The organism is Streptomyces sp. NPDC007917, assembly GCF_042959105.1.
GTDB lineage: Bacteria > Actinomycetota > Actinomycetes > Streptomycetales > Streptomycetaceae > Streptomyces.
This window is the reverse complement of sequence record NZ_JBIBKK010000010.1, coordinates 150,931-177,929: the sequence shown is the minus strand read 5'-3', so window position 1 is coordinate 177,929 and position 26,999 is coordinate 150,931. Positions and strand designations below refer to the sequence as shown.

Annotated in this window: 23 protein-coding genes; 12 read left to right on the top strand and 11 right to left on the bottom strand. The window is 72.3% G+C overall.

What is annotated here, in order from left to right; all coding sequences use genetic code 11:
* Window position 1: 1 nt before the first annotated feature.
* The 3 genes from ACFZDL_RS21965 to ACFZDL_RS21955 are packed head-to-tail and all read right to left on the bottom strand — an operon-like array spanning window position 2 to window position 4,764.
* Window positions 2–946: a hydroxymethylglutaryl-CoA lyase gene (locus ACFZDL_RS21965; protein ID WP_353593605.1), complete on the bottom strand. Its 945-nt coding sequence runs from the start codon at window positions 944–946 to the stop codon at window positions 2–4.
* Window positions 946–3,072: a biotin carboxylase N-terminal domain-containing protein gene (locus tag ACFZDL_RS21960; RefSeq protein WP_353593604.1), complete on the bottom strand. Its 2,127-nt coding sequence runs from the start codon at window positions 3,070–3,072 to the stop codon at window positions 946–948. The genes ACFZDL_RS21965 and ACFZDL_RS21960 overlap by 1 nt, the downstream gene beginning before the upstream one ends.
* Window positions 3,073–3,111: 39 nt before the next feature.
* Entirely contained in the window at window positions 3,112–4,764 is a 1,653-nt protein-coding gene (locus ACFZDL_RS21955; protein WP_353593603.1) for a carboxyl transferase domain-containing protein, read from the bottom strand.
* Window positions 4,765–4,907: 143 nt separating this feature from the next.
* Here ACFZDL_RS21955 and ACFZDL_RS21950 point away from each other — a divergent pair, with 143 nt between their 5' ends.
* The 3 genes from ACFZDL_RS21950 (at window position 4,908) to ACFZDL_RS21940 (ending at window position 7,832) form a co-directional block, all read left to right on the top strand.
* Window positions 4,908–5,549, top strand: a complete 642-nt coding sequence (locus tag ACFZDL_RS21950) for a TetR/AcrR family transcriptional regulator (protein WP_353593602.1) — start codon at window positions 4,908–4,910, stop codon at window positions 5,547–5,549.
* 131 nt (window positions 5,550–5,680) lie between these two features.
* Entirely contained in the window at window positions 5,681–6,838 is a 1,158-nt protein-coding gene (locus ACFZDL_RS21945; RefSeq protein ID WP_353593601.1) for an acyl-CoA dehydrogenase family protein, read from the top strand.
* A 46-nt stretch (window positions 6,839–6,884) separates the two neighbouring features.
* Entirely contained in the window at window positions 6,885–7,832 is a 948-nt protein-coding gene (locus tag ACFZDL_RS21940) for an acyl-CoA thioesterase II (protein ID WP_353593600.1), read from the top strand.
* An 88-nt stretch (window positions 7,833–7,920) separates the two neighbouring features.
* Here the strand turns inward: ACFZDL_RS21940 and ACFZDL_RS21935 are convergent, their stop codons facing one another.
* The 3 genes from ACFZDL_RS21935 to ACFZDL_RS21925 form a co-directional block, all read right to left on the bottom strand.
* Window positions 7,921–8,724 (bottom strand): phosphatase, encoded by an 804-nt coding sequence (locus ACFZDL_RS21935; RefSeq protein ID WP_353593599.1) that lies wholly within the window; start codon window positions 8,722–8,724, stop codon window positions 7,921–7,923.
* 66 nt (window positions 8,725–8,790) lie between these two features.
* Entirely contained in the window at window positions 8,791–10,221 is a 1,431-nt protein-coding gene (locus ACFZDL_RS21930; protein WP_353593598.1) for a DEAD/DEAH box helicase, read from the bottom strand.
* A 305-nt stretch (window positions 10,222–10,526) separates the two neighbouring features.
* Complete coding sequence (locus tag ACFZDL_RS21925; RefSeq protein ID WP_353593597.1) at window positions 10,527–10,730, bottom strand: cold-shock protein; 204 nt, start codon at window positions 10,728–10,730, stop codon at window positions 10,527–10,529.
* A gap of 297 nt (window positions 10,731–11,027) precedes the next feature.
* Here ACFZDL_RS21925 and speB point away from each other — a divergent pair, with 297 nt between their 5' ends.
* The 3 genes from speB to ACFZDL_RS21910 all read left to right on the top strand — a co-directional run bounded on the left by speB (window position 11,028) and on the right by ACFZDL_RS21910 (window position 12,777).
* Entirely contained in the window at window positions 11,028–11,999 is a 972-nt protein-coding gene (speB, locus tag ACFZDL_RS21920) for an agmatinase (RefSeq protein ID WP_353593596.1), read from the top strand.
* 72 nt (window positions 12,000–12,071) lie between these two features.
* The gene (locus ACFZDL_RS21915; RefSeq protein ID WP_353593595.1) at window positions 12,072–12,377 is read left to right on the top strand and encodes a hypothetical protein; all 306 of its coding nucleotides are present in this window, start codon (window positions 12,072–12,074) and stop codon (window positions 12,375–12,377) included.
* A gap of 58 nt (window positions 12,378–12,435) precedes the next feature.
* On the top strand, window positions 12,436–12,777 hold the full coding sequence (locus ACFZDL_RS21910) for a VOC family protein (protein ID WP_353593594.1): 342 nt from the start codon (window positions 12,436–12,438) through the stop codon (window positions 12,775–12,777).
* 61 nt (window positions 12,778–12,838) lie between these two features.
* On the opposite strand, the gene ACFZDL_RS21905 is transcribed toward ACFZDL_RS21910, so the two are convergent.
* Window positions 12,839–13,699, bottom strand: a complete 861-nt coding sequence (locus ACFZDL_RS21905; RefSeq protein ID WP_353593593.1) for a hypothetical protein — start codon at window positions 13,697–13,699, stop codon at window positions 12,839–12,841.
* Between the two features lie 166 nt (window positions 13,700–13,865).
* On the opposite strand from ACFZDL_RS21905, the gene ACFZDL_RS21900 reads away from it, so the two are divergent.
* The 4 genes from ACFZDL_RS21900 (at window position 13,866) to ACFZDL_RS21885 (ending at window position 17,996) form a co-directional block, all read left to right on the top strand.
* Complete coding sequence (locus ACFZDL_RS21900) at window positions 13,866–14,849, top strand: aldo/keto reductase (RefSeq protein ID WP_353593592.1); 984 nt, start codon at window positions 13,866–13,868, stop codon at window positions 14,847–14,849.
* A gap of 65 nt (window positions 14,850–14,914) precedes the next feature.
* Window positions 14,915–15,385 carry a nuclear transport factor 2 family protein gene (locus tag ACFZDL_RS21895; RefSeq protein WP_353593591.1) on the top strand — a complete coding sequence of 157 codons (471 nt, stop codon included), beginning with the start codon at window positions 14,915–14,917 and terminating at the stop codon, window positions 15,383–15,385.
* Window positions 15,386–16,029: 644 nt separating this feature from the next.
* Entirely contained in the window at window positions 16,030–16,881 is an 852-nt protein-coding gene (locus tag ACFZDL_RS21890) for a calcium-binding protein (RefSeq protein WP_353593590.1), read from the top strand.
* A gap of 143 nt (window positions 16,882–17,024) precedes the next feature.
* The gene (locus ACFZDL_RS21885) at window positions 17,025–17,996 is read left to right on the top strand and encodes an aldo/keto reductase (RefSeq protein ID WP_353593589.1); all 972 of its coding nucleotides are present in this window, start codon (window positions 17,025–17,027) and stop codon (window positions 17,994–17,996) included.
* Window positions 17,997–18,081: 85 nt separating this feature from the next.
* Here the strand turns inward: ACFZDL_RS21885 and ACFZDL_RS21880 are convergent, their stop codons facing one another.
* Together ACFZDL_RS21880 and ACFZDL_RS21875 are read right to left on the bottom strand one after the other, a co-directional pair.
* Window positions 18,082–18,507, bottom strand: coding sequence for a DUF4267 domain-containing protein (locus tag ACFZDL_RS21880; protein ID WP_353593588.1), 426 nt, complete (start codon window positions 18,505–18,507; stop codon window positions 18,082–18,084).
* 55 nt (window positions 18,508–18,562) lie between these two features.
* A complete protein-coding gene (locus ACFZDL_RS21875; protein ID WP_353593587.1) occupies window positions 18,563–19,009 on the bottom strand; it encodes a DUF1772 domain-containing protein in 447 nt (148 codons plus the stop codon).
* Window positions 19,010–19,102: 93 nt separating this feature from the next.
* Between ACFZDL_RS21875 and ACFZDL_RS21870 the strand changes: the two genes are divergently transcribed.
* Complete coding sequence (locus ACFZDL_RS21870; protein ID WP_391191938.1) at window positions 19,103–19,681, top strand: WHG domain-containing protein; 579 nt, start codon at window positions 19,103–19,105, stop codon at window positions 19,679–19,681.
* Between the two features lie 241 nt (window positions 19,682–19,922).
* On the opposite strand, the gene ACFZDL_RS21865 is transcribed toward ACFZDL_RS21870, so the two are convergent.
* Together ACFZDL_RS21865 and ACFZDL_RS21860 are read right to left on the bottom strand one after the other, a co-directional pair.
* Entirely contained in the window at window positions 19,923–21,200 is a 1,278-nt protein-coding gene (locus ACFZDL_RS21865) for an amidohydrolase (RefSeq protein WP_353594148.1), read from the bottom strand.
* A 185-nt stretch (window positions 21,201–21,385) separates the two neighbouring features.
* On the bottom strand, window positions 21,386–22,357 hold the full coding sequence (locus tag ACFZDL_RS21860) for a DMT family transporter (RefSeq protein WP_353594028.1): 972 nt from the start codon (window positions 22,355–22,357) through the stop codon (window positions 21,386–21,388).
* Between the two features lie 405 nt (window positions 22,358–22,762).
* On the opposite strand from ACFZDL_RS21860, the gene ACFZDL_RS21855 reads away from it, so the two are divergent.
* The gene (locus tag ACFZDL_RS21855) at window positions 22,763–26,902 is read left to right on the top strand and encodes an ABC transporter ATP-binding protein (protein ID WP_353594149.1); all 4,140 of its coding nucleotides are present in this window, start codon (window positions 22,763–22,765) and stop codon (window positions 26,900–26,902) included.
* Window positions 26,903–26,999 lie beyond the last annotated feature (97 nt).

Below are 26,999 nucleotides of genomic sequence, written 5' to 3'. Positions count from 1 at the left end.
CTCAGATCTCCTTCGGGGAGAGCGCGCGGACGGTACGGGACGGGCTCGGGCGGCCCAGGTGCCGGGCCATCCAGGCGCTGGTCGCGGCGAGCCGGCGCAGGTCGACCCCGGTCTCGATGCCGAGGCCGTCGAGCATCCACACCAGGTCCTCGGTGGCGAGGTTGCCGGTCGCGCTCTTCGCGTACGGGCAGCCGCCGAGGCCTCCGGCGGAGGCGTCGACGCAGGTGACGCCGTACTGCAGCGCCGTCAGGGTGTTGGCCAGCGCCTGGCCGTAGGTGTCGTGGAAGTGGACCGCCAGCTTCTGCGCCGCGATGCCCGCCTCGCTCAGGGCGGACAGCAGCTCCAGCACATGGCCGGGGGTGGCCACGCCGATGGTGTCGCCCAGGCTCAGCTCCCCGCACCCCATGTCGAGGAGGCGGCGGGCGACCGAGACGGTCTGGGAGACGGGGACCGCGCCCTCCCACGGGTCGCCGAAGCACATCGACAGATAGCCGCGCACCCCGGCGCCCGCGGTGCGGGCCTCGGCGACGACGGGCTCGAACATCTCCAGCACCTCGTCCACCGAGCGGTTGAGATTGGCGCGGGCGAAGGACTCGGTGACGCTGGCGAACACGGCGACATCGCGCGCGCCGAGCGCCAGCGCGCGCTCCAGGCCGCGCTTGTTGGGCACCAGTACGGGCAGCCGGGCCTCGGTGCCCTCCAGCAGTGGCATCAGCTCCTCGGCGTCGGCCAGCTGGGGCACCCACTTGGGGTGGACGAAGCTGGTCGCCTCGACGGTGGTCAGCCCCGCCTCGACGAGCCGCCGGATGAACTCGGCCTTCACCGCCACGGGGACGAACGTCTTCTCGTTCTGCAACCCGTCCCGGGGGCCCACTTCATGGATGCGGACCCGGGCGGGCAGCCCGGGGGCCGAGAAGGTCATGGGCAGGGTGTCGGGGAGGGCCATCACTCACGCTCCTCGGTCTCGCGCGGGGCGACGACGGGCTTGTGCGGGGCGACGACCGCCAGCAGCTGGTCCATGGCGACCGTGGAGCCGGGGGTCACATCGAGCTCGGTGACGGTGCCGTCGTGCGGTGCGGAGATGACGTGCTCCATCTTCATGGCCTCGACCACCACCAGGCCCTGCCCGGCGGTGACCTCGTCGCCGACGGCCGCCTTGACCACCGTGACCGTGCCGGGCATCGGCGCGGTGAGCTCCCCGGCGTGGGATCCGGCCGCCCCGCCGCGCAGCGCCGCCTCCACCGGGTCGTGGTCGGCCACCTGCCAGGCGTCGCCGTCCCGGCCCAGCCAGTGGCCGGCGCCCTGCGCGGCGTACGCGAAGGTGTGGGTGACGCCGCCCCAGTCCAGCACGGCCCGGGAGGCGGCGCCGCCCTGGGACAGGGTGAGCCGCGCGCGGACCGTCGCGTCGGCAGCGGGCGTCTCGGGTGCGTCGGGTGCCTCGGGTGTGTCGGGGGTGTCCGGGCCCGCCACCCACACCTCCGCGTCATGCGCCCGGCCGCGCACCCGGACGGTCACCGGGGAGTGGCCGGGCACCCGCAGAGAGTGGACGGTCCAGGCGGGCTCGCCGCCCAGCCGCCAGCCGGTCGGCACGGAGAACGGGTCGACCCACCCCGAACCGTCCGTGGTGGAGGGCCCGCCCGGCTCCAGCGCCGCCTGGCGCAGCAGGGCCGCCACCGCGTACACCTCGTCCGGGACGGTGGCGGGCACCAGGCCGGGTGCCTCGCGGTCGACGAGGCCGGTGTCCAGGTCGCCGGAGACCACGGCCGGATGGGCGGCGAGGCGGCGCAGAAAGCCGGTGTTGGTGTCCAGGCCCAGGGTGGTGGTGCGGGCCAGCGCGGCGCGCAGCCGGCGCAGGGCGGTGGGGCGGTCGGGGCCATGGGCGACGACCTTGGCGAGCATCGGGTCGTACACCGTGCCGACCTCGGTGCCGACGGCCAGCCCGGAGTCGACCCGCACCCCCTCCCCGTCCGGCTCGGACAGCGCGAGCACGGTGCCCGCCGAGGGGAGGAAGTCGACCCTGCCGCCGCTGACCCGGGCGGTCTCCGCGCAGATACGGGCCTCGACGGCGTGTCCGGTGAGGGAGATGTCCTCCTGGGCGAGGGGCAGATGCTCGCCGGCCGCGATCCTCAGCTGCCACTCCACCAGGTCGAGACCCGTGATGAGCTCGGTCACCGGATGCTCGACCTGGAGGCGGGTGTTCATCTCCATGAAGCAGTACGCCGCCGGGTCGGCGCCCGGGACGATGAACTCCACCGTGCCCGCGCCCACATAGCCGCAGGAGCGCGCCGCCTGCACCGCGGCCTCGCCCATGAGCGCCCGGGTGCCGGGGTCGAGCAGGGGGCTGGGCGCCTCCTCGATGATCTTCTGATGGCGGCGCTGCAGCGAGCACTCGCGCTCGCCGAGGTGGATGACATGGCCGTAGCCGTCGGCCAGCACCTGGATCTCGATGTGCCGGGGGCCGTCGATCCACCGCTCGACCAGCAGCGTGTCGTCCCCGAAGGCGCCACGGGCCTCGCGCCGCGCGGCCGCGATCTCGTCCGCGAGCAGCGCCTCGTCCCGCACCAGCCGCATGCCCTTGCCGCCGCCGCCCGCCGAGGGCTTGAGCAGCACCGGCATGCCGATCTCCCGGGCGGCCTCCGCGAGCTCGGCGTCGGTCAGGGCGCTGCCCGTGGAGCCGGGCACCACGGGCACGCCCGCCGCCCGCACGCTCTCCTTGGCGCGGATCTTGTCGCCCATCAGCTCGATCGCCGCGGCGGGCGGGCCGATGAAGGCGAGCCCGGCGCCGGTGCAGGCGCGCGCGAAGGCCGCGTTCTCCGCGAGGAAGCCATAGCCGGGGTGCACCGCCTGGGCGCCGGCCCGGTCGGCCGCGTCCAGCAGCCGCTTGGCCGACAGATAGCTCTCGGCGGGGCTCGCCGGGCCGAGCCGGACCGCCGTGTCCGCCTCGCGCACATGCGGCGCGTCCGCGTCGGCGTCGCTGAACACGGCGGCCGAGCGCACACCGAGCCGCCGCAGCGTGCGGATCACCCGGACGGCGATCTCCCCGCGGTTGGCCACCAGGACTGTCTCGAACATCGGGCTCATCGGGCTCTCACTCTTCAGCTCCACGGTCCCTCACATCCGGAAGACGCCGAAGCCGGGCGTCACGGGATCCTGGCCGGGCTTGCCGGGAAGCGGCGCGTTGGCACAGGCGGTGAGGGCCAGGCCCAGCACCGCGCGGGTCTCCAGGGGGTCGATCACGCCGTCGTCCCACAGCCGGGCCGTCGCGTAATAAGCGTTCCCCTGGGTCTCGTACTGCTCGCGGATCGGCGCCCGGAACGCCTCCTCCTCGTCCGCGGGCCACTCCTCGCCGCGCGCCTCCATCTGGTCGCGCTTGACGGTCGCGAGCACCGAGGCCGCCTGCTCGCCGCCCATCACCGAGATCTTCGCGTTGGGCCACATCCACAGGAAGCGCGGCGAATAGGCACGGCCGCACATCGAGTAGTTGCCCGCGCCGTACGAGCCGCCGATGACGACCGTGAGCTTCGGCACGCGCGTACAGGCCACGGCGGTGACCATCTTGGCGCCGTGCTTGGCGATGCCGCCCGCCTCATAGCTGCGGCCGACCATGAACCCCGAGATGTTCTGCAGGAACACCAGGGGGATGCCGCGCTGGTCGCACAGCTCGATGAAATGGGCGCCCTTCTGGGCCGATTCAGAGAAGAGGATGCCGTTGTTGGCGACGATGCCCACCGGGTGGCCCATGATGTGGGCGAAGCCCGTCACCAGCGTCGTGCCGAACTCGGCCTTGAACTCGGCGAACCGCGAGCCGTCCACGAGCCGCGCGATCACCTCGCGCACGTCGTACGGCGTGCGCGAGTCGACCGGCACCGCCCCGTAGAGCCCCGCGGGGTCGACCGCGGGCTCCTCGGAGGGCTCCACCGGCCAGGGCGGCTCCCCGCGCCCCGAGCGGGGCGCCGGGAGCGTCGAGACGATCGTGCGGACGATGCGCAGGGCGTGGGCGTCGCTCTCGGCGAGGTGGTCGGTGACGCCGGAGACCTTCGAGTGGACCTCGCCGCCGCCCAGCTCCTCGGCCGTGACCACCTCTCCCGTCGCTGCCTTCACCAGCGGCGGCCCGCCGAGGAAGATCGTGCCCTGCCCGCGCACGATGACGGCCTCGTCGCTCATCGCCGGGACATACGCCCCGCCCGCCGTGCAGGACCCGAGCACGGCCGCGATCTGGGGAATCCCGGCGCCCGACATCCGCGCCTGGTTGTAGAAGATCCGGCCGAAGTGGTCCCGGTCGGGGAAGACCTCGTCCTGCATGGGCAGGAAGGCGCCTCCGGAGTCGACCAGGTACACGCACGGCAGCCCGTTCTCCAAGGCGACGTCCTGGGCGCGCAAATGCTTCTTGACCGTCATCGGGTAATACGTGCCGCCCTTGACGGTGGCGTCATTGGCGATCACCATCACCTCGCGGCCCGCCACCCGCCCGATCCCCGCGATCACCCCCGCCGCCGGGGCCTGCCCCCCGTACATCCCGTCGGCCGCGAGCGGCGCCAGCTCCAGGAACGGCGAGCCCGCGTCCAGCAGGGTGTCGACCCGGTCGCGGGGCAGCAGCTTGCCGCGCGCCGTGTGCCGCGCCCGCGCCTTCTCGCCGCCGCCCAGCCGCGCCGCGGCCAGCTTCTCGCGCAGCCGCGCGGCGAGCTCGCGGTGCGCGGCCTCATTGGCCGCCCAGGCGTCGGACGCCGGATCGGCGGCGCTGCCCAGCACCGGTGCCTGCTCCATGACGACGGGCCCCCTTGCCTCGCGGTCCTGACTGCCTCGTGGTTCTGACTGCCTCGTGGTGCTGCGCTCGAGCGTGGTTAATGAGCGTTAACCAATCCCCACCAGGTTAACGACCACTAACGCCGCTGTCTAGAATCAAGTCCATGAGCACGCAAGCCCCTGCCCCCACCCGCCGCGAACAGATCCTGAAGGAGGCGGCGCGCCTGTTCGCCGAGCGCGGCTTCCACGGCGTCGGCGTCGACGAGATAGGCGCGGCGGTCGGCATCAGCGGGCCCGGTCTCTACCGCCACTTCCCGGGCAAGGAGGCCATGCTGGCGGAGCTGCTCGTCGGCATCAGCGGCCGGCTCCTGACGGGCGGCAAGCAGCGCGCCGCCGAGGCCTCGGGGCGCGAGCGCGACCCGGCCGCCGTGCTGGACTCCCTGGTCCGGGGCCATATCGACTTCGCCCTCGACGACCGCCCGCTGATCATCCTCCACGACCGCGAGCTGGACCGGCTCCGGGACACCGACCGCAAGCTGGTGCGCTCGCTCCAGCGCCAGTACGTCGAGCTGTGGGTCCAGGTGGTGCGCGAGGTCCATCCCCAGCTCGCCGAGACCGAGGCGCGGGCGTGTGTCCACGCCGTCTTCGGACTGCTCAACTCCACCCCGCACCTCAGCCGCCCCGGCGCCCTCCCCGGCCGCGCGGCCACCGCCGAACTGCTGCACCGCCTGGCGCTCGGCGCCTTCGGTGCGGCGGCGGACGGCGCCGCGCCGGGCGAGGGGTCCGAGGCCCGGCCCGAGGTCTGAGCCGCGCGCGTCCGGGTCACCTTCCGGGTCGCCTTCCGGGCCGGGACGGACGGGTCTGGACAGCCGGCCGACCGGCCGGTAGCTTTCGCTGAGCAAGCGCTTAGCCAGCCGGACCGAGGAGGTCGCCGCAGATGCGTCGCACGGTGTTCAATGAGGACCACGAGGCGTTCCGGGAGACCATCCGCGACTTCATCGCCGCCGAGGTCGTGCCGTACTACGAGGAGTGGCGGGAGGCCGGCCAGGCGCCGCGCGAGTTCTACAAGAAACTCGGCGAGCTGGGCATCTTCGGCATCGAGGTGCCTGAGGAGTACGGCGGTGCCGGAGAGACCAGCTTCAAGTTCAACGCGATCATCACCGAGGAGACCGCCCGGGCCGGGGTCAGCTTCGGCGGCAGCGGCGTACACACCGCGCTGTGCCTGCCGTACCTCCTCAAGTACGCCACCGAGGAGCAGAAGCGGCGCTGGCTGCCCCCGTTCGTCTCCGGCGACATGATGACCGCGATCGCCATGACCGAACCGGGCACCGGTTCCGACCTGGCGGGCATGAAGACCACCGCCAAGCTGTCCGAGGACGGCACGCACTACGTCCTCAACGGCGCCAAGACCTTCATCACCGGCGGCGTCCTCGCCGACCGCGTCCTGGTCTGCGCCCGCACCGCCCCCGCCACCCCCGAGGACCGCCGCGGCGGCATATCCATCCTCGTCGTCGACACCAGGAGCGAGGGCTACGCGGTCGGCCGCAAGCTGGAGAAGCTGGGCCTGAAGACCTCCGACACCGCCGAGCTGTCCTTCACCGACGTCAAGGTGCCGGTGGAGGACCTGCTGGGCGAGGAGGGCCGGGCGTTCGAATACCTCACCCACAACCTCCCGCAGGAGCGCCTGGGCATCGCCGTCAGCGCGTACGCGCAGGCCGCGGCGGCCGTCGAGTTCGCCAAGGCGTATGTGGCGGACCGTACGATCTTCGGCAAGACGGTGGCGTCCTTCCAGAACACCAAGTTCGCGCTCGCCGACTGCAAGTCCGAGGTGGACGCGATGCAGGCGGTTGTCGACCGGGCCCTGGAGGCACACGACGCGGGCGAGCTCAGCGCGGCCGACGCGGCCTCCGCGAAGCTCTTCACCACCGAGCGCGCGGCCGTCGTGATCGACAAGTGCCTGCAGCTGCACGGCGGCTACGGCTACATGATGGAGTACCCCATCGCCCGCCTGTACGCGGACACCCGCGTCACCCGCATCTACGGCGGCACCAGCGAGGTCATGCGGTCCATCATCGCGAAGTCCATGGGCCTGTGAGACCCGGGAGACCCGCGCCGCCTTGGTCTGCAAAACTCCTTGAACCATGAGCGAAGCACCACAAGGCGCACCGCAAGGCGCACCACAGGACGCACCGCACGGCGCGCTGCAGAACCTGCTCGATCTGCTCGACCTGGAACAGATAGACCTGGACATCTTCCGAGGCACCAGCAGCGCGGCACCCCTGGTGCCGCGCGTCTTCGGCGGCCAGGTCGCCGCCCAGGCCCTGGTCGCCGCCGGCCGTACCGTCCCGGCCGACCGCCCGGCGCACTCGCTGCACTCCTACTTCCTGCGCCCCGGCGACCCGAACGCGCCCATCGTCTACACCGTCGACCGCATCCGCGACGGCTTCTCCTTCACCACCCGCCGGGTCGTGGCGGTCCAGCACGGCCAGCCGATTTTCCACCTCTCGGCGTCCTTCCAGCGCCATGAGGAGGGCCTGGAGCACCAGGAGCCGATGCCCTCCGTGCCCGATCCGCTCTCCCTGCCGACCGGCGAGGAACTGCTGCCCCGGTACGCGCACCTGTTCAGCGGCCCGAGCGTGGTCGAGCGGATGCTGGAGGCGCGGGCCGCGATCGATCTGCGCTACGTGGACGCGCCGCCGTACGCGAGCGTCGGGCAGCCGCGTGAGCCGAAGTCGCAGGTTTGGTTCCGGACGAACGGCAAACTGGACGGCGCCGCCGACGACCCCCTCACGCACGTCTGCCTGGTCACCTATGTCTCCGACATGACGCTGCTGGACTCGGTGCTCCTCGCCCACGGGCGCGGCGGCTGGGCGGTCGGCGACATCGTCGGCGCCAGCCTGGACCACGCCATGTGGTTCCACCGCCCGTTCCGCGCGGACGAGTGGCTGCTGTACGACCAGGAGAGCCCGTCCGCGTCCGGCGGCCGGGGGCTGGCCAAGGGCCGTATCTTCACGGCGGACGGGCAGCTGGCGGTCTCCGTGATCCAGGAAGGCGTCATGCGTGTCCCGCGCGCCGCGAAGCCGTCCTGATGTCTGACGCCTGATGCCGCCTGATGCCTGACGCCCTGAGGCCTGACGCGCGTAGCGCGGCCGCTTGTGGGAGAGCGGCCGGCTCGCGTCAGGAGGGCGGGGCCGTGAGCTCCGCCGCGTCCAGCAGGTAGGCGACCATCGGGTCGTAGAACCGCGGGTTGGTGACATGGTCGTCCAGCGGTACCACCACCTGCAGCGTGCCCTCCGCCTCACCGAGGAACAGCGCCGGGTCGTTGCAGTCCGCGTACCCCACCGCGTCGATGCCCCGCTGCCCCGCGCACCCCGCCCAGCCGTGGTCGGCGACCACCAGATCGGGCAGCGGCCGCCCCTCCCGCTCCAGACCGTCCAGGATCGCGGCCATGGGCGCGGGGGAGTGGGTGTGCCACAGCGTCGCGCCGCGCTCCAGCATCGCCACGTCGCAGAACTGGAAGACGTACCCCTCGTCCGCCGTCAGCCCGCCCGGGATCTCCACGATCTCGCACCCCGCGGCCCGCAGCGCCGCCGCCGTGAAGCGGTGCACATCCAGCAGCCCGCCCGGGTGCCCGGTCGCGAACAGCACCCGCTCCCGCGCCTCGGCCGCCTTGCGCAGCACCGAGGCCATCCGGTCCAGCGCCCCGACCGTCAGCTCCGGGTCGATGGTGTCCTGCCCGACGCGGTGCTCCGGGTCGTCCACCACGCCGCAGCGCTCCGCCATGACCGCCAGCACGTCCTGTTCATCGGCCCAGCGGTCGCCCAGTTCCAGGCCCAGCCAGTAGTGCCGGTCGCCGTTCGCGAGCTTGCGGTAGTGGGAGAGGTTGTTGTCCCGGGGCGTGGCGACGTCGCCGGCGATGCGGGTACGGACGAGGTGGTCGATCAGTTCGGCCCGGCTGGGCGCGGAGCTGGGTATCGGCATGCGGTCCATTGTCGCCTGTGCCGCGAGGAAATGGGGGCATCCATTACGGTCCGGACCCTGACAGGATCATGAAGCCAGCCCCGGCTGGGACCTACGCGTCCGGCGGCCGCGGCGGCGGCTTCGCCCCCGGCGGGGCCCGGCGGCGCCGGGGGCTGTCTGTTCGGTAGCCGGTGCGCCGATGGTGACGGGGACGCCGGAGGGCTCTTGAGCGCCGGTGATACGGGCCAGCTCGGTGTCGCTGGAGTGCACCCGGGCGGAGTGCGGAGTGATGCCCGCGTCCGTCATCACACCGGCCATCGCACGGCGCTGGTCGGGCAGGACGAGGGTGACGACGGTGCCGGAGCCACCCGCGCGGGCGGTGCGGCCGCCGCGGTGCAGGTAATCCTTGTGGTCGGCCGGCGGGTCGACATTGACGACGAGATCGAGGTCGTCGACGTGGATGCCCCGGGCGGCGACATTCGTGGCGACCAGCACGCTGACATGGCCGGTCTTGAAGTAGTCCAGAGTCCGGGTGCGCTGCGGCTGGGACTTGCCGCCGTGCAGCGCCGCCGCCCGCACGCCACTGGCCAGCAGATGCTTGGTCAGCCGGTCGACCCCGCGCTTGGTGTCCAGGAACATGATGACGCGGCCGTCGCGGGCCGCGACCCGGGTGACAAGGGTGCGCTTGTCGGTGTCCGCGATGTGCAGCACATGGTGCTCCATCGTGGTGACGGCGCCCGCGGAGGCGTCGACCGAGTGCACGGTCGGGTCGTCGAGGAACCGGCGCACCAACTGGCCGACCGCATGGTCGAGGGTCGCCGAGAACAGCATGCGCTGGCCGTCGGCCGGAACCTGCCGCAGCAGCCGGGTCACCTGGGGGAGAAAGCCCATGTCGGCCATCTGGTCGGCCTCGTCGAGAACCGTGACGCGCACCTGGTCCAGCCGGCAGTCGCCGCGTTCTATCAGATCGTGGAGCCGCCCCGGAGTCGCGACGACCACCTCGGCGCCGTCGCGCAGCGCGCCCGCCTGGCGGCCGATCGACATACCGCCGACCACGGTGGCCAGCCGCAGCCGCAGCGGCCGGGCGTAAGGGGTGAGCGCGTCGGTGACCTGCTGGGCCAGCTCCCGGGTGGGGACCAGCACCAGGGCGAGCGGGCGGCGGGGCTCGGCGCGCTGCCCGGCGGTACGGGCCAGCAGGGCCAGGCCGAAGGCCAGGGTCTTGCCGGAGCCGGTCCGCCCACGGCCCAGGACATCGCGGCCGGCGAGCGCGTTGGGAAGGGCGGCCGCCTGGATCGGAAAGGGTACGGTCACGCCCTGGCGCGCCAGCTCCGCGGTGAGCCCCGCAGGCAGGTCGAGCTCGGCGAAGGAGCCGACGGCGGGCAGGAGGGGAGTGGTGCTCGGCGGCAGGGCGAATTCGTTCCCGTCGGCGGGGGCCGGGGCGGGGGCGGGAACGGGGGACGGGCGGCGATTGCGGGAGCGCGGTGAGGCGCCGCGGGACGAGCGGGCGGGGCGGTTCATGCGGGGCCTTCCTCGTACGGCGCGTTTCGAGGAGGACTCCTCAGCGGGGAGGTTCCCGGGGGCGAGAATGCGCGGAACGTGCCGGAGAGCGGGTGAATGACGGGGCCGTGTACCGAGGCGTCGATCGGTCCTCGGCCGTGGGTGAATGCCGCCGTCCTCGAGTCCGGCCGCGAAGGAGCCGGTGCCGAGTCCGGCCGCGAAGGCGCCGGTGCGGCGGTCAGCCCGCGTGGGGCGGGTGCGGCCAGGCGCGCGCCGGGGCCCGCACCCCTACGGGCGCGGGCCCCGGCTCATGACTGCGTGCTGTGTCAGACGGGCACGATGTTCTCGGCCTGCGGGCCCTTCTGGCCCTGCGTGACGTCGAACGAGACCTTCTGGCCCTCGTGGAGCTCGCGGAAGCCCTGGGTGGCGATGTTCGAGTAGTGGGCGAAGACGTCGGCGCCGCCGCCGTCCTGCTCGATGAAGCCGAAGCCCTTTTCCGCGTTGAACCACTTCACGGTGCCGGTCGCCATGTCATTCTCCTTTGATAGGGGCAGAACCGGAATCCGAACCTTACGGATTCCGCGTCGCCGCAATGACCCCATCCGGAATGACCGGAAAAAACAAATGCGCCTGATCGCTACATCTCGTCAGGCGCACATAAAGTTCATGGGTACCAAAACTGCAACTGATAACACGCTAGCACGTGCGTCGCCGGGATGGGGGCGTCTCCCAGCAGACGCGACATGGACGTGGCGTCCAAAAGGGGCGGCCGTGGCCCTCGGAAACGTACATGGGCCGGGATGCCCGTCCTGCCTACCCTCGGAGCCATGACCACAGCAGACCGCCGCCCCCTCGGCCCCGTCGACTCCTCCCGCATCCCCCGCTACGCGGGCCCCGCGACCTTCGCCCGGCTGCCGCGCGTCGACGAGGTCGGCGGCGCGGCGGACGTCGCCGTGGTCGGCGTGCCCTTCGACAGCGGGGTCTCCTACCGCCCCGGCGCCCGCTTCGGCGGCAACGCCATCCGCGAGGCGTCCCGCCTGCTGCGCCCCTACAACCCGGCCCAGGACGCGTCCCCCTTCGCCCTCGCCCAGGTCGCCGACGCGGGGGACATCGCCGCCAACCCCTTCAACATCGACGAGGCCGTCGAGACCATCCAGGCCGCCGCCGACGACCTGCTCACCACCGGCGCCCGCCTGATGACCCTCGGCGGCGACCACACCATCGCCCTGCCCCTGCTGCGCGCCGTCGCCCGCAGGCACGGCCCGGTCGCCCTGCTCCACTTCGACGCCCACCTCGACACCTGGGACACCTACTTCGGCGCCGAGTACACCCACGGCACACCCTTCCGGCGGGCCGTCGAGGAAGGCATCCTCGACACCTCCGCCCTCTCCCACGTCGGAACGCGCGGCCCGCTCTACGGAAAGCAGGACCTGGACGACGACGCCAAGATGGGCTTCGGCATCGTCACCTCCGCCGACGTCATGCGGCGCGGCGTGGACGAGGTCGCCCAGCAGCTGCGCGAACGCGTCGGCGACCGCCCCCTCTACATCTCCATCGACATCGACGTCCTCGACCCCGCCCACGCCCCCGGCACCGGCACCCCCGAAGCGGGCGGCCTCACCTCCCGCGAGCTCCTGGAGATCCTGCGCGGCCTGTCCTCCTGCCACCTGGTCTCCGCCGACGTCGTCGAGGTCGCCCCGGCGTACGACCACGCGGAGATCACCTCCGTCGCCGCCTCCCACACGGCGTACGAGCTCACCACGATCATGGCCCGCCAGATCGCGGCGGGACGCGCGTGAGGCCTGACGGCGCCTGAGGGGCCTCAGGGGGCGGGGTGCGCCCCGGCGGTGGCAGGAAATAACGTCGGCCGTATGGTGATCGAGGACCTCAAGTACGGCCGGTGTGCTTCTTGCGGAAGCGAAGAGATCTACCAATCGGAGATCTACATCTCCGGTTCCGGGCGGTTCAGCATCTGCAAGCCCGGTACCTTCTTCAAGGCGAGGCGGGCCGAGTTCTCGGCCTTCGTCTGTGCCTGGTGCGGCTTCGTCCAGTGGCACCTGAAGCTCGACGACCGGAATCGTGACTGGCTGCGGAGGACGCTGCCCCCCGTCCCGTCGAGCCCCGCCCAGCCGCCTGCGCCGCCCCAGCCGCCGGAGCCGCCTCAGCCGTCCATGTGACGGCGGGGTGTGCGAGCTGGGCCGGGATGCGGGCCATCGCGGGACCTACCATGGCGGCATGGCGGTTGACCTGTTCGCGGGCATTCCCGTGAACGACTATGCGGCGGCGCTGGCCTGGTACGAGCGGCTGCTCGGCTCAGCGCCGACGTTCATCCCCAACGACACGGAGGCCGTGTGGGAGCTGGCGGAACACCGGTACCTGTACATCGAGCACCGGCCCGGGCACGCCGGCCACGCCCTGCACACCGTCTTCGTCGACGATCTCGACACCCGCGTCGCCGGGATCGCTGACCGGGGACTGAAGCCCATGACTCGCGAGACCTACTCCAATGGCGTGCGCAAGGTCACCTACCAGGACCCGGACGGAAACGAGATCGGGTTCGGCGGCGCCCCGCTCTGACCTCAGCCGGCCTCCGGAGTGGCCCACCGAACGGGGTCCCCCTTCCCGATCCCATGGCAGTTCACTGCCCCGGGTACATCGGGAGCATCAGGTCCAGCCGCTCGGCGTAGTACGGGCGGCCGAGGTCGCGGTAGGCGCGGGCCCACAGGGGGCGCAGCTCCGTGAACCACTCGGAGTTGTCGTGGAAGGCGTCGGTGAGGCCCAGCAGGGCGGCGGCCGGCCGGCCCGCGTCCAACAACCCCGTGGCGTCGGCGAGAACGTCCTCAAGCCCGTGACCATACGCGGGGCCCCGGTCGTCGAACGCGTCGGCCGGCGCCAGCACCCCGATGCCGTACGCGCCGGGCTCATGACGCCACCCGGCCGGGACGGCGAGGTCGAGGGGGACCACCGCGTCGAAGCCGTCGGGGGTGACGCCCGTCTCGGGAGTGGGGTGGACGTCGAGTTCGGCGGCCAGCCGGGCGATCAGGGCACGGTCGGCGTCGTCCAGGTTCTGCCTGCGAAGGCCGAGCGAGAGCATGAACTCCAGGCCGGCCCGGGTGTCCCGGCCGATGACGCGCGCTCCGGGCTCGTCGCCGAACAGCGCCACCGGATGATCGGCGCCCCTGAGCTCCGGCGCCGGCACCACCCACCCCACGTGGGTGCCGGTGCCCAGATGGCCGAACGGAATCAGTTCGGGCGTGGCGTACAGGGGCACGGTCGGCGGGAGCCGTGACGGGCCCGGATAGGCGTACTCCCGGCCGTCGGGCGCGGAAGGGACGGCCTCGAGGTCGAACATGAAGTCGTAGTGGGTCGACAGAAGACCGTCGTCGTACTCACCCTCGTCGGTGAACGCATACTCCCAGGCGATGTCGATCAACGTGGCGAGCGCGGGCGGCGTGGGGAACGAGAACAGGTCGTCGACCCAGGGCGGGAGCGAGGTCATGGCGATCAGTATGCGGTCAGCGGGCAGTTCACGGCCGCCGTGAAGGCAGGCCACTTCGACCACCTCACCGCCTGAATCATCCGGCTCCGAAAACCGGTTGGCGCCCCGCCACCCCCAGGGCAAACTTGCCGCGCATCAGTGCCGTGACACGAGGAGGACCCGCGGGATGAGGACGAACCGGCTCGGCCGCAGCACGGTACAGGTCACGGAGCTGGGGTTCGGGGGCGGGCCGCTGGGTGGGTTGTTCGAGGCGCTGGACGACGAGACCGCCGCGGGCGCGCTGGCCGCGGGGTGGGACCTGGGCATCCGGTACTTCGACACCTCGCCGCACTACGGCATCGGACACTCCGAGCGCCGCATCGGCGACCTCCTCCGCACCAAGCCGCGCGACGAGTTCACGCTGTCGACGAAGGTCGGCCGGCTGCTCGTCCCGCAGGACCCGGCGGGGCGCATGGACGAGGCGTTCCAGGTGCCCGCGACGCACCGCCGGGTGTGGGACTTCTCCCGCGACGGCGTCCGCCGCAGCGTCGAGGACTCCCTCACGCGCATGGGCGTCGACCGCATCGACATGCTCTTCCTCCACGACGCGGAGAAGCACTTCGAGGACGCCCTGCGCACCGGCTACCCCGCCCTCGACGAGCTGCGCGCCGAGGGCGTCGTGGGCGCGATCGGGGCCGGGATGTACCACACCGGCATGCTCACCAAGCTGGTCCAAGAGGCCGACGTGGACGCGGTGATGCTGTCCGGCCACTACACCCTCCTGCAGCACGGCGCCCTCGACGACCTGTTGCCCGCCTGCGCCGAGCGCGGCGTCTCCGTACTCGCGGCGTCGATCTTCAACTCGGGTCTGCTCGCCACCCCGCGCCCCGCCGAGGGCGCGCACTTCGAGTACGCGCCCGCCTCCCAGGAACTGCTGCGGCGGACCCACCGCATCGCGGATGTCTGCGAGGCACACGGCGTGACGCTTCCGCAGGTGGCGATGGCGTTCCCGCTGCTCCATCCGGTCGTCGCGGGCATCGTGGTCGGCATGCGCACCGCCGAGGAGGTGCGGAGCAACCTCGAGTCGTTCGGGGCCGAGATCCCGGACGGGGTGTGGACCGATCTGCGCGGCGAGGGGCTGCTCGACGAGCGGGCGCCGGTGGCCGCGTAAGGCATGTGCACAGCGAGGTCCGAATGCCGCCAGCATGCGCCTACGGAGGCGATCATGCTGGCGGCATGACTGATTCAGCGACGAATGCCTCGACAGATTCCTCGACGACAGACTCGATGGCCATCCTCACCGGCATGTACGCGGCCGAGGCGGAGTACCTGGCGGCCGGAGGCCCGGGTGAGGCGCCGTTCGACATGCTCGCGCCCTTCTTCGCGCCCGATGTCGTACTGCACCAGGCCGATGCCTTGCCCTACGGCGGCACCTGGCGTGGACATGCGGGCATGGAGCGGTTCTTCGTGGAGATGAGCCGGACTTGGGACGTGTTCGACATGGTGGAGCAGGAGTTCCTGGCCACGGGTGAGACTGCGGTGGTGTTCACCCAGGTCCGTGCTCGCACTCGTGCGAGCGGCCGGGAACTCGCCTTTCCCATCCTGCAGACGGTGGCCTTCAAAGACGGGCGGATCGCCGAGGTCCACCCCTTCTACTGGGACACCGCCGCCATCGCCGCCGCCTGCGCGATGCCGAGGCCGAACTGACGGGCCAGGCGAGACGGTTCGTCTGGGACGTTGCTGCCCGTGCATGCAGATGACCAGCGAGCAGTACTGGCGGGGTTCCGCGGCCCGGTGGGTGGTTGGGCTCAGGACAGGCTCCGCTGCGGCGGAGCCTCTTTGAGCTCAGCCGCCTGCCGGGCCAAGGAATCGGGACACCGGGCCAGCCGCCCCCCTTCCCCCTTCTTGCCTGCGCTTTGGACCCGGAGGGTCCGAGACGAAACCCGCACCCGCCCGAGCCGAATGCCGCGAGACGGCGCACAGGCACGGCGAAGCGTAGCGAAGCCCACCACGCAGCGGAGCGTATCCGCACCCGCGAAGCGCAGCGCAGCGAGCCGCACCCGGATACGCGGCCTGAAGGCGGCCTGAGCGGGCGATGACGCGGCCTCAGCCCGGTGGCATCGGCGAGGCCAGGTCATACCTCAACCACTGGATCAGTCCGCGGAGTTGCCCTTCGGTGCCCTCCAGAAGAACGCCAGGAAACCCCGGGATGACATGTGCGCCCAGGCCAACGGAAGTGCTGTTTCTGGGACAACCCCCGTCCCCAGAGCCGTGTCTACCGCTTTGCCGACGCCTTCCCGTTGTGCGTCGGCCTTGACCACCATCGAGTACCGAGAAGGGTCACTTCTGGCATGCCCAAGCACGGAATCATCGCCGCCACCTCCACGCTCGCGCTCGCCCTGGGGGGAGCCTTAATCGCGGCCCCCGCCGCCCAGGCCGCCACCACCACCGCGGCCTCCGTCGTCCACGAGGACAGCGAGCTCTGGTACAAGGGCGCCACCGGACAGACGAACAACCTCAAGGTCTCCGTGGAGGTCGAACAGCGGGGCGAGTGGGAGTCGTACTACGTCATCACCTTCCGCGATCGGGGTGACATCACCATCGATCCGGGCGCGGCGAACTACGACGAGTGCGCGTACCCCTCGGACGCCGACCACACCGTCGTGCGGTGCGCGACCGAAGTCCCCCTCGGCTCCGACGACTCGGACAACTTCGACGTCAACCTCGGTGACGGCGACGACACCGCGACGGTCGACGCCGACAGCAGCGCCTACTCCTCGATCTACGGCGGCCCCGGCGACGACGTGCTCAAGGGCTCCGCGCGGGATGTGCTCCACGGCGGCGACGGCGACGACAGCCTCGACGGCGGCGGCGGTGTCTGGAGCATGGGGCCCTACGGCGATGCGGGTGACGACACCATCACCAACTGCGCGATGGACTGCTACGGCGGTCCCGGCAACGACTCCATGTCCGGAGGCACCAACGACACCGAGAACACCATGTACGGCGAGGACGGGAACGACGTGATCCACGGCCTCTCCGACGCCGACCACATCTACGGCGGCCGGGGCGACGACATCCTCTACGGCGAAGAGGGCAATGACACGATCTACGGCAACAGCGGAAACGACACGATCCACGGCGGCCCCGGCACGGACACGCTCTCGGGCGGCCCGGGCACCAACAAGGTCTACCAGGACTGAGCGGCCCGCTCGGGCGCCTTGGATTTGTGGTGGGTTTGGGACACCGACACGCCGTTGCCACGGCGTGTCGCGGTCTCGTATTCACCACAAGCAAGCGGCAGGACTGGACCTTGCCACTGACGTGAAAGTTTAGCGTCGGAGACATGCAGTACACCCAACTCGGCCGTACCGGCCTGCAGGTCTCCCGGCTGGTGCTCGGCACCATGAACTTCGGGCCCGACACCTCCGAAGAAGACAGCCACGCCATCATGGACCGCGCTCTGGAACTTGGCGTCAACTTCTTCGACACCGCCAACATCTACGGCTGGCGGCTGGGCGAGGGCTGGACCGAACAGATCATAGGACGCTGGCTGGCCAGGACAGGCCGGCGGGACGACATCGTCCTGGCCACCAAGGTCTACGAACCCATGGGCCAGGGCCCGAACACCAGCGGGCTCTCCGCTCTCCACATCCGCCGGCAGGTGGAGGACTCACTGCGCCGGCTCCGCACGGACCGCATCGACCTCTACCAAGCCCACCACATCGACCGGCACACCCCGTGGGACGAGTTCTGGCAGGCCATGGACACCCTCATCGCCCAAGGCAAGGTGCTCTACGTCGGCTCGTCGAACTTCGCGGGCTGGCACATCGCCCAGGCCAACGAGGCTGCCCGGCGCCGTCCTTCACTCGGCCTGGTCAGCGAGCAGTCCCTGTACAACCTGGCCGAGCGCACCGCCGAACTCGAGGTGCTCCCCGCGGCCCGCGACTACGGACTCGGATTCATCCCCTGGTCACCGCTGTACGGCGGCATCCTGGGCGGCATCCTGCGCCGAACCACCGACGGCCGCGGCTCCGGCTCCGAGATCACCGCGCGCCGCCTCACCGCCAACCGCCCGCGCGTCGAGGCATACGAGGCGTTCTGCGATGAGCTGGGGCACCATCCGGCCCACGTCGGTCTCGCATGGCTGCTGCACCAGGACGGGGTGACGGGACCGATCACCGGCCCCCGTACTGTCAGCCACCTGGAACATGCCGCGCAAGCCCTCGACATCCGACTCAGCGCGGACGACCTGGCGCGCCTGGACGAGATCTTCCCAGGACCTGGGGGCCCGGCCCCCGAGGCGTACGCCTGGTGATCCCGGGACGCGCGCCCTGACAGGCGAATTCCGGCACGCGCCAAGGTGGCCCGGTCAGAGTCGGGGCCACCTTGGACCGAGGGGATCAGGCGGGCTGCGGGGCGGGCGTTGCCGCAGCGGCCGCGACGTTGCGGGTCTCGCGCATGATCAGCAGGCCGTTGACCACCATCAGTGTCGCGGTCAGGCAGTGGACGCCCAGCGCGGTGGCCACGGAGCCGTGGTGGGCCAGCACGGTGGCCATGTCACCGTATGCGGCGAGGGCCTCCACCAGCAGCACCCAGCCCAGCGCCCGGCGGTGGCCCGTCACCAGCAGGATGCCCAGGACCAGGGCCATGACGACGTCGCGGATTCCCTTGATGATCAGGAAACCGCCGCCGTCGCCGGACGGCCAGCTCGGCAGGCCGAAGCCCGGTGCCGTCGTCTCCGGGCTCAGGATGAACTCCGTCCCGAACCAGAGGATGAAGAGGATGAAGGCGGCGGCCAGGACGGTGTTGATCTTCTTCAGCGACATGGTTCTTCTCCTTGCGAGTTGTGGGGTCTGAGCAGCGCGGTGTCGGCCCGCCGGTTCAGGCGAGGGCGACGACGAGCAGGGTGAAGGCGGCGATGATGATGGCGACGCGGACGTAGTGGTAGCGGTCCCAGCGGTTCATCTGCTCCTTCCAGTCCTCGGGCCGGTTCTCGGGGGTCCAGGTCTTGCCCCGGTTGTTGATCGGGACGAGCAGCAGGAGCGACATGATCACGCTGAGGATCAACAGCACGCCGGCGGTGACGACGAGGCCGGCGCCGTCGTGGTGCCATCCGGCGATGGCCCAGACCACGGCGAGGACGAGCGAGCCGATGTACCAGAACGGCATCACGGCGCCGAGCATCCGGCCCCCGTGGGCGCGGCCGAGTTGGCCACTGTCCTCGGGGAGGGCGTTGAAGATCGGGTTCATGACGAAGGCGACGGAGAACTCCACCCCCACCATCAGGCCGACGACCACGGTGGTGAAGACCTCGAGTGCGTTGAGCATGATGACGACGCTCCTGGCATCTAGTGTTGCTAGCTGATGAGGCAATGCTAGTGCTACTGCCGATCGTTTGTCTAGCGATGCTAGGATCGAAGCATGTCGGTACAAGAACGCAAGCAGCGCGAACGGGCGGAGCGCGAACGCCTCATCGTGGTGACGGCCCGCGAGCTCGCCGAGCAGCAGGGCTGGGACGCGGTCACCACCCGCCGCCTCGCCGAGCGCATCGAATACAGCCAGCCCGTCCTCTACAGCCACTTCCGCGGCAAGCGCGAGATCATCGGCGCCGTCGCCCTCGAAGGTGCCACCGAGATGGCCGCGGCGGTACGGGCCGCGACCTCCGCCGCCGACGGCCCCCGCGCCCGGGTCGCCGCCCTCGCCCGCGCCTACCTCGACTTCGCCGAGCGCAACCCGGCGGTCTACGACGCCTTGTTCCAGCTCGACGGCGGCCTGGCGTACGCGCAGGAGGACACCCCGGAGCCTTTGAAGGACGCCTTCGCCGCCCTGCTGGAGAGCCTGGGCGAGGTCGCCGGGGACGGTGTCCATCCGGGGCTGTTCACCGAGACGTTCTGGGCGGCCCTGCACGGGCTGGCGACCCTCACCCGGGCGGGACGGCTGCCGCCGGAGCACGCCGAGCGGAGGGTGGAGCTGCTGGTCGACCGGCTCGCCAAGCTCTGACACACCACCCCGGCGGCACGCGGCCGAGCCCCCGGGCGCCGTCGCCCAGGGGCCTGTTCCGTGCCTAGGCCCTGTCGTCAAAGTCCCGCCTGCCCCACGACGCCTGGCACGCGCGCTCGCTGCGTTGTCGGGATCGTCCGAGTAGGCCCACTACGAGGACGACCCTCCGCCTTGCGATCGCACGCACCAGACGCCGTGGGGCCCGCCCTGCGGGCGGACGGCGCTACTTTGACGACAGGGCCTAGGCGCGGGTCCGCTTCGCGACCCAGCCCGCCATCGCCCGTACGCCGATGCCGATCGCGCGCTCGTCCGGGAGGAAGTCGGGGTAGTGCGGGTAGCAGGCGGTGATGGGGGCGCCGGGGGCGCGGACGCCGAGGAAGGTGTAGGTGCCCGGGACCCGGTCCAGGTAGAGGGCGAAGTCCTCGCCGTTGAAGGGGAAGGCGGCGTGGAGCTCGGTGACCGTGTCCCCGCCGAGGGTGCGGCTCAGGTGGCGGGCGAGGGCACGGGCGTCCGGTTCCGGGCAGACCATGGCGGGGAACGGCTCGGCGGGGAAGCTCACCCCGGCCCCCGCGTACGAGCCGGCCAGCCGGCGGATGTCCGCGCGGACCTCCGCGTACCGCTCCTGCGGCCAACAGCGGTAGGACACGCTCACCTTGGCCTCCTGCGCTCTGGCCCGGACGGCCACGAACCGGGCCAGCGGCCCGTCGGGCGTCTGGACATCGGCGACCATCCGCTCCAGGTCCGCGGGGGTCTGCGGCGGTGTCACCGTGGCGAGCGCGCCGATCTCGGCGGCCAGGCGCCGTGCGGCGCCGGGGGCGTCCGGACCCGAGAGGGTCACCTCCGCGCGGTCCTGGCCCGGCAGCCCGTATCCCGGGGTCACGGCGAGACGGCCCACCGGGAACGGACCGCAGTGCAGCGCGTGGATCTCCTCGACGCGGGTGTCGACGAGGGTGCGCTCCAGCACGCCCGCGTCGATCATCGCGCGGGCCCCGGCCAGGGCCTCCTCGGCGGGCTGGAAGAGGAACACCACCGTTCCGCTGAGGTTCCGCCGCAGCCGGGCCAGGACCCGCGCCACGCCGATGGCCACCGTGGTGTGGATGTCGTGGCCGCACAGGTGGGCCGCCGCGGTGCCGCCCCCGACGATGTCGCCGGGCGGCACCGCGTCCATGTCCGCCCGGTACGCGACGGTGCGGCCGGGCCGCGAGCCCCGCAGGACGCCGACGACGCCGTGGCCGCCCACCCCGGTGGTGACGGCCAGCCCCGCGGCCCGCAGCTCGCGGGCCACCACGTCCGCGGTCCGCGCCTCCTGCCCCGGCGCCTCGGGGTGCTGGTGGATGTCGCGCCGCAGCTCGATCAGAGCGGACTCCAGGCGCGCCACCTCGGCGTCCACCGCCCCTTGCGCCACCGGCCGCCCCCGCCCGCCGGCGACGGCCGGCCCCGCGGCTCCCCACCCGATTCCCGCGGCGGCCGCCGTCGCGCCGGCGGCGAGCAGCGTACGGCGTGCGAGGGCGTGTTCCATGGGACGAGTCACTGTCTCTCCTGCCTGTTCCTTCACGTGGTCCGCCGGGACGGTCCCCGGCGGACACACGATCGCCGCACGCGCCCGCCACCGCCCATCCGGCTGGCCACCACGTGGGGGTGGGGGTACCCCCCCACCGCGGAACCGGACCGGGGCCGGCCGCCGTCAGCCGAGGCCGGCCGCCGTCAGCCGGGGCCGGGGCGGCCCGGTCGGCGTGGTGCGGCCAGCAGTGCCAGGCCCAGGGCCAGGATCACCAGCCCGCACCAGGACACCAGCGGCAGCCGCTCGCCCACGACCGTGACGCCCAGCACCGCCGCCACCGCGGACTCGGCCAGGGTGAGGGTGGTGGCCACCGACGCCGGGGTGTGGCGCAGGCCGTGGCCGAAGAGGCGGTAGGCGAGGAAGACGGGGAACACTCCGATGTGGAGGGCCACCGCGGCGCCGCGGACGGTGGCGAGCCACGCCGTGCCGGTGGCGAGCAGGACGGGCAGCACCAGCAGCCCCGCCGCGCCGAACATCGCGCCCATGACCGCGGCGGACGGGTGCCCCCGGCCTATGAGGCGCCCGCCGATGAGCGAGTACGTGGCGTACGACAGCCCCGCGAGCGCGGCGAGCGCGATTCCGGCGGCGTCCATGTGGGCCGGCTCCCCGGTGAGCTGTGGGCCGAGGGTCAGGACGGCGCAGCCGGTCACCGCGGCCAGGGTGGCGACGGCCCAGCGCATGGTCGGCCGGGCCTGCCCCGTGGCCCAGGCCAGCAGACCGGTGAAGACCGGCGCGCTGCCCAGCGCGATCGCAGCGGCCACGGCCACGCCCGTACGCTCCACGGCCGGGTAGAAGCTGAGCGGATTTCCGGCCACCGCGAGCGCGCCGAGGGCGAGGAGCCGCCGCTCGGCGCCGGTGGACGAGGTGAGGAGTGTCCAACTGCCGCGCGTGGTGAAGAACAGCAGCAGGCCGCCCAGGGCCAGGCTCGCGGCGCCGACGGCGGCCGCCGGGGTGCCCGAGGGGGCCATGGAACCGGCGGTTCCGGTGGTGCCCCAGAGCACCGCCGCCGCGAGGATGGGCAGCGGGCCGTCGACGAGGCGGGTCGGGCGTGGGTGCGGGGACGGGTGGAGCGGCGCCGGGCGTGCCGCGGGGGAAGCCGCCGATGAAGGGGACACGCCGGATGAGGCAGGGGTGTGCTGAGCCACAGTCGTGAACTCCGTTGTCGAAACCATCAAAAGGGCTGGATTCGAGAACGGGCGCACAACAGCGGCCCCCGGCGGCCCGCGCGATCAGCGCGTGGCGGCGGCCGGGAGCGGAAGTGAGGTCAAGCCTTCAGCGCGTGCGCCCGATCAGGCGCACGGCGGCGGGGTTACGGCGTGCCAGTAGGTGTCCACGCGGCGATGTTAACCGACGTGCTCGGCCGCCCCTCCGCGGCTGCCCCCGGTCGAGCCGGCCCAGCAGTGCGCGGCGGTCACCCCGGCACGCGACGGATTTGTTGCGGCTGGATGAAATCCGCACACCAGAGCGTTGTGGCCTTCCGGTAGTACAGGCAGACCGGGAGGTCACGGGTGGCGGACGCGATGGCGGACGAGGCGGACATACGGCAGGGCGGGACGCGGCAGGACGGCTGGGCGCGGCGGCTGATCCGCTACTGCTGGCGTTACCGCCGTGACGTGACTCTGGCCCTCGGCGCCTCGCTCGGCGGGATGGCCGTGACGGCGCTGGTGCCGCTCGTCACCAAGCTGATCATCGACGATGTGATCGTCGAGCACGACCGCTCGCTCACCCCGTGGGCCACCCTGCTGGTCGTCGGCGCGCTCGTCGTCTACGGGCTCACCTTCATCAGGCGCTACTACGGCGGCCGGCTGGCGCTGGACGTACAGCACGATCTGCGCACCGAGATGTTCGCGGCGATCTCCCGGTTCGACGGCAGGCGGCAGGACGAGCTGAGCACTGGGCAGGTCGTCGGCCGGGCCACCAGCGATCTGCAGCTCATCCAGGGGCTGCTGTTCATGACGCCGATGATGATCGGCAACGTTCTGCTCTTTGTGATCTCGCTGATCGTGATGGCGGTGCTCTCGCCGCTGCTCACCGTCATCGCGCTCGCCCTCGCCCCCGCCCTGTGGATCCTCGCCTCGCGCAGCCGCACCCGCCTGTTCCCCGCCACCTGGTACGCGCAAGGGGAGGCGGCGGCCGTCGCCGGCGTCGTGGACGGGGCGGTCACCGGTGTGCGCGTGGTCAAGGGGTTCGGGCAGGAGGAGCAGGAGACCGGGAAGCTCCGCGAGGTCAGCCGCCGGCTGTTCGCCGCCCGGCTGCGGACGGTGCGCCTGAACTCCCGCTACACCCCCGCCCTGCAGGCCGTACCCGCCCTGGGCCAGGTCGCCATGCTGGCCCTGGGCGGCTGGATGGCCACCCGCGGCCAGGTCACGCTCGGCACCTTCGTCGCCTTCTCCACCTATCTCGCGCAGCTGGTCGGGCCGGTCCGGATGCTCACGATGGTGCTCACGGTCGGGCAGCAGGCGCGGGCCGGCGTGGAGCGGGTCTTCGAGCTGATCGACACCGAGCCCGTCATCGAGGAGCGCGCCGACGCGCGGGAGCTGCCGGCCGACGCGCCCGCGACGGTCGAGTTCGACCATGTCACCTTCGGCTACGACCCCGCCCGCCCTGTCCTCGACGACCTGTCCCTGCGGATCGAACCGGGCGAGACGGTCGCGGTCGTCGGCGCCTCCGGCAGCGGCAAGTCGACGCTCTCGCTGCTGCTGCCCCGCTTCTACGACGTGTCGGCGGGCGCGGTGCGGGTCGGCGGCCACGATGTGCGCGAGCTGACGTACGAGTCGCTGCGCGCCGCGATCGGGATGGTGCCGGAGGACAGCTTCCTGTTCTCCGACACGGTGCGCGCCAACATCGCCTACGGGGCGCCGGACGCCACCGACGAGCAGATCCGCGCCGCGGCGCGCGCCGCCCAGGCCGACGGCTTCATCTCCGCGCTCCCGGACGGCTATGACACCGAAGTCGGCGAGCAGGGCCTGACCCTCTCCGGCGGCCAGCGCCAGCGCGTCGCCCTGGCCCGCGCCATCCTCACCGACCCGCGGCTGCTCGTCCTGGACGACGCCACCTCGGCGGTGGACGCGCGCGTCGAACACGAGATCCACGAGGCGCTGCGCGGCGTCATGGCGGGGCGTACGACGCTGCTCATCGCCCACCGCCTGTCGACCCTCGCCCTCGCCGACCGCATCGCCGTACTCGACCGCGGCCGCCTCGCCGACGTCGGCACCCACGAGGAGCTGAGCGAGCGCAGCGCCCTGTACCGGCGGCTGCTGACCGACCCGGACGAGCTGAGCGGTATCACCCGCGACCCGGCGGGCAGCGCGGGTCGCTCCGGCGCGGACGGGTTCGCCGGGGCCTTCGGCGGGGAGGCGTCGGCCAGCGGGCTCGCCCTGCCGGAGCTGGACGGCGCGCCCGACACGCCGCCCGCCGACGGCCACCGCCCGGTCACGGCCGAGACCTGGGCCGCCCGGGCGGACCGTGCCGTGGCTCGCGCGGTCATCAGCAGCAGCCTCGCGCGGAGGGACGGCCGCGCCGGGGCCGAGAACGGGGCCGCCGCCGAGTCGGACGGACCGCGTCCGGCTCCCGTCGCCGCTCACGCCGTGGACGGCGACACCCCCGACGGCGAGGCCCGGCCGGACGGCGGCGTGCCACACGACGCGAAGCCGCCGCGCCTCGTCGACGGCGTGACCCCCGAGCTGTGGGTGCGGCGCGCCACGACAGACGGCGACGGCATGGACCGCGACCGGACCGCCGGCGGAGCCGCCGCCGCGCCCGGCCCCGGGATGGCCGGGGCGCTTGCCGGGATGCCCGCCACCCCCGAGCTGCTGGCCAAGGTCGCCGCGCTGCCGCCCGCCACCGACACCCCCGACGTCGACGAGGAGCGGGCCGCGCGCCCCGAGCGGGCGTACGGGCTGCGGCAGCTGCTGCGCGGGTTCGGGGCGCCGCTCGCGGTCAGCCTGGCGCTGGTCGCGGTCGACGCGCTGGCCGGGCTGCTGCTGCCGGTGCTCATCAGGCACGGCATCGACCAGGGCGTCCAGCGGATGGCGCTGGGCGCGGTGTGGGCCGCCTCCGCGCTGGCGCTCGTGATCGTCCTCGCGCAGTGGGCGGCGCAGATCGGCGAGACGCGGATGACCGGGCGGACCGGTGAGCGCGTCCTGTACGCGCTGCGGGTGAAGATCTTCGCCCAGCTGCAGCGGCTCGGCCTCGACTACTACGAGCGCGAGCTGACCGGCAAGATCATGACCCGGATGACCACGGACGTGGACGCGCTGTCGACCTTCCTGCAGACCGGCCTGGTCACCGCCGTCGTCAGCCTGCTCACCTTCTTCGGCATCCTGGTCGCGCTGCTGATCATCGACGTCCAGCTGGCGCTGGTGGTGTTCGCCTCGCTGCCGCTGCTGATCGTCGGCACGTACTTCTTCCGGCGCCAGAGCGTCAAGGCGTACGAGCTGGCGCGCGAGCGGGTCAGCGTGGTCAACGCCGATCTGCAGGAGAGCGTGGCCGGGCTGCGCATCGTGCAGGCCTTCCGGCGCGGGCAGGCGGGCCGGGAGCGGTTCGCGGGGCGCAGCGACGCGTACCGCCGGGCGCGGGTGCGCGGCCAGTGGCTGATCTCGGTGTACTTCCCCTTCGTCCAGCTGCTGTCCTCCGTCGCGGCCGCGCTGGTGCTGATCGTCGGCGCCGGGCGGGTCGGCGAGGGCACGCTGACGGCGGGCGCGCTGGTCGCCTACCTCCTCTACATCGATCTGTTCTTCGCGCCCGTCCAGCAGCTCTCCCAGGTCTTCGACGGCTACCAGCAGGCGAGCGTCTCGCTGCGCCGCATCCAGGAGCTGCTGCGCGAGCCGACGGGGACCCCGCTCGCGAAGGCGCCGCGCGAGGTGCGGGCGCTGCGCGGCGAGGTGGCCTTCGACAAGGTGCGCTTCGGGTACGGGAAAGCCGGTGAGAACAGTGAGGACGCTGTGGAGGCGCTGGCGGGCGTCGATCTGACGATCCCCGCCGGGCAGACCGTCGCCTTCGTCGGCGAGACGGGCGCGGGCAAGTCCACGCTCGTCAAGCTGGTCGCGCGGTTCTACGACCCCTCCTCGGGGGCCGTGCGGGTGGACGGCACGGATCTGCGCGAGCTCGACCTCACCGCGTACCGCAACCGTCTGGGCGTGGTGCCGCAGGAGCCGTATCTGTTCCCCGGGACGGTGCGCGACGCCATCGCGTACGGGCGCCCGGACGCGAGCGACGCCGAGGTGGAGGCGGCGGCCCGGGCGGTCGGTGCCCACGCCATGGTGGCCTCGCTCGACGGCGGCTATCTGCACGAGGTCACCGAGCGCGGGCGCAATCTGTCCGCGGGGCAGCGCCAGCTCATCGCGCTGGCCCGCGCCGAGCTGGTCGACCCGGACATCCTGCTGCTCGACGAGGCCACGGCCGCGCTCGACCTGGCCACCGAGGCCCTGGTGAACCAGGCCACGGACCGCCTGGCGGGCAGGCGCACCACGCTGGTCGTCGCGCACCGGCTGACGACCGCGGCCCGTGCGGACCGGGTGGTGGTCCTGGACCACGGGCGGGTCGTCGAGGACGGTACACACGAGGAGTTGGTGGCCCGCGAGGGGCGGTACGCCGAGCTGTGGCGCACCTTCACGGGGCGTGCCTTCACGGGGGAGACGGCGCCGACGGCCGTCGGCTGACGGCGGGCGGGCGGGCGCCGGACGCGGTCGTCCGGCGGGGGCACCTCCCAGCGGGAGCTGGGTGAGGGTGTGCTGGGCCGCCGGTCCGGCCGGGCCT

Excerpts from the sequence above, each read along its gene's own strand:
- ACFZDL_RS21905 (WP_353593593.1), bottom strand. The coding sequence starts at position 13,699 with ATGACCTCGCTCCCGCCCTGGGTCGACGACCTGTTCTCGTTCCCCACG.
- ACFZDL_RS21950 (WP_353593602.1), top strand. The coding sequence starts at position 4,908 with ATGAGCACGCAAGCCCCTGCCCCCACCCGCCGCGAACAGATCCTGAAG.
- ACFZDL_RS21890 (WP_353593590.1), top strand. The coding sequence starts at position 16,030 with ATGCCCAAGCACGGAATCATCGCCGCCACCTCCACGCTCGCGCTCGCC.
- ACFZDL_RS21960 (WP_353593604.1), bottom strand. The coding sequence starts at position 3,072 with ATGTTCGAGACAGTCCTGGTGGCCAACCGCGGGGAGATCGCCGTCCGG.
- ACFZDL_RS21900 (WP_353593592.1), top strand. The coding sequence starts at position 13,866 with ATGAGGACGAACCGGCTCGGCCGCAGCACGGTACAGGTCACGGAGCTG.
- ACFZDL_RS21940 (WP_353593600.1), top strand. The coding sequence starts at position 6,885 with ATGAGCGAAGCACCACAAGGCGCACCGCAAGGCGCACCACAGGACGCA.
- ACFZDL_RS21945 (WP_353593601.1), top strand. The coding sequence starts at position 5,681 with ATGCGTCGCACGGTGTTCAATGAGGACCACGAGGCGTTCCGGGAGACC.
- ACFZDL_RS21965 (WP_353593605.1), bottom strand. The coding sequence starts at position 946 with ATGGCCCTCCCCGACACCCTGCCCATGACCTTCTCGGCCCCCGGGCTG.
- ACFZDL_RS21915 (WP_353593595.1), top strand. The coding sequence starts at position 12,072 with ATGGTGATCGAGGACCTCAAGTACGGCCGGTGTGCTTCTTGCGGAAGC.
- ACFZDL_RS21875 (WP_353593587.1), bottom strand. The coding sequence starts at position 19,009 with ATGCTCAACGCACTCGAGGTCTTCACCACCGTGGTCGTCGGCCTGATG.
- speB (WP_353593596.1), top strand. The coding sequence starts at position 11,028 with ATGACCACAGCAGACCGCCGCCCCCTCGGCCCCGTCGACTCCTCCCGC.
- ACFZDL_RS21955 (WP_353593603.1), bottom strand. The coding sequence starts at position 4,764 with ATGGAGCAGGCACCGGTGCTGGGCAGCGCCGCCGATCCGGCGTCCGAC.
- ACFZDL_RS21865 (WP_353594148.1), bottom strand. The coding sequence starts at position 21,200 with ATGGAACACGCCCTCGCACGCCGTACGCTGCTCGCCGCCGGCGCGACG.
- ACFZDL_RS21895 (WP_353593591.1), top strand. The coding sequence starts at position 14,915 with ATGACTGATTCAGCGACGAATGCCTCGACAGATTCCTCGACGACAGAC.
- ACFZDL_RS21930 (WP_353593598.1), bottom strand. The coding sequence starts at position 10,221 with ATGAACCGCCCCGCCCGCTCGTCCCGCGGCGCCTCACCGCGCTCCCGC.
- ACFZDL_RS21935 (WP_353593599.1), bottom strand. The coding sequence starts at position 8,724 with ATGCCGATACCCAGCTCCGCGCCCAGCCGGGCCGAACTGATCGACCAC.
- ACFZDL_RS21925 (WP_353593597.1), bottom strand. The coding sequence starts at position 10,730 with ATGGCGACCGGCACCGTGAAGTGGTTCAACGCGGAAAAGGGCTTCGGC.
- ACFZDL_RS21910 (WP_353593594.1), top strand. The coding sequence starts at position 12,436 with ATGGCGGTTGACCTGTTCGCGGGCATTCCCGTGAACGACTATGCGGCG.
- ACFZDL_RS21870 (WP_391191938.1), top strand. The coding sequence starts at position 19,103 with ATGTCGGTACAAGAACGCAAGCAGCGCGAACGGGCGGAGCGCGAACGC.
- ACFZDL_RS21880 (WP_353593588.1), bottom strand. The coding sequence starts at position 18,507 with ATGTCGCTGAAGAAGATCAACACCGTCCTGGCCGCCGCCTTCATCCTC.
- ACFZDL_RS21885 (WP_353593589.1), top strand. The coding sequence starts at position 17,025 with ATGCAGTACACCCAACTCGGCCGTACCGGCCTGCAGGTCTCCCGGCTG.
- ACFZDL_RS21855 (WP_353594149.1), top strand. The coding sequence starts at position 22,763 with ATGGCGGACGAGGCGGACATACGGCAGGGCGGGACGCGGCAGGACGGC.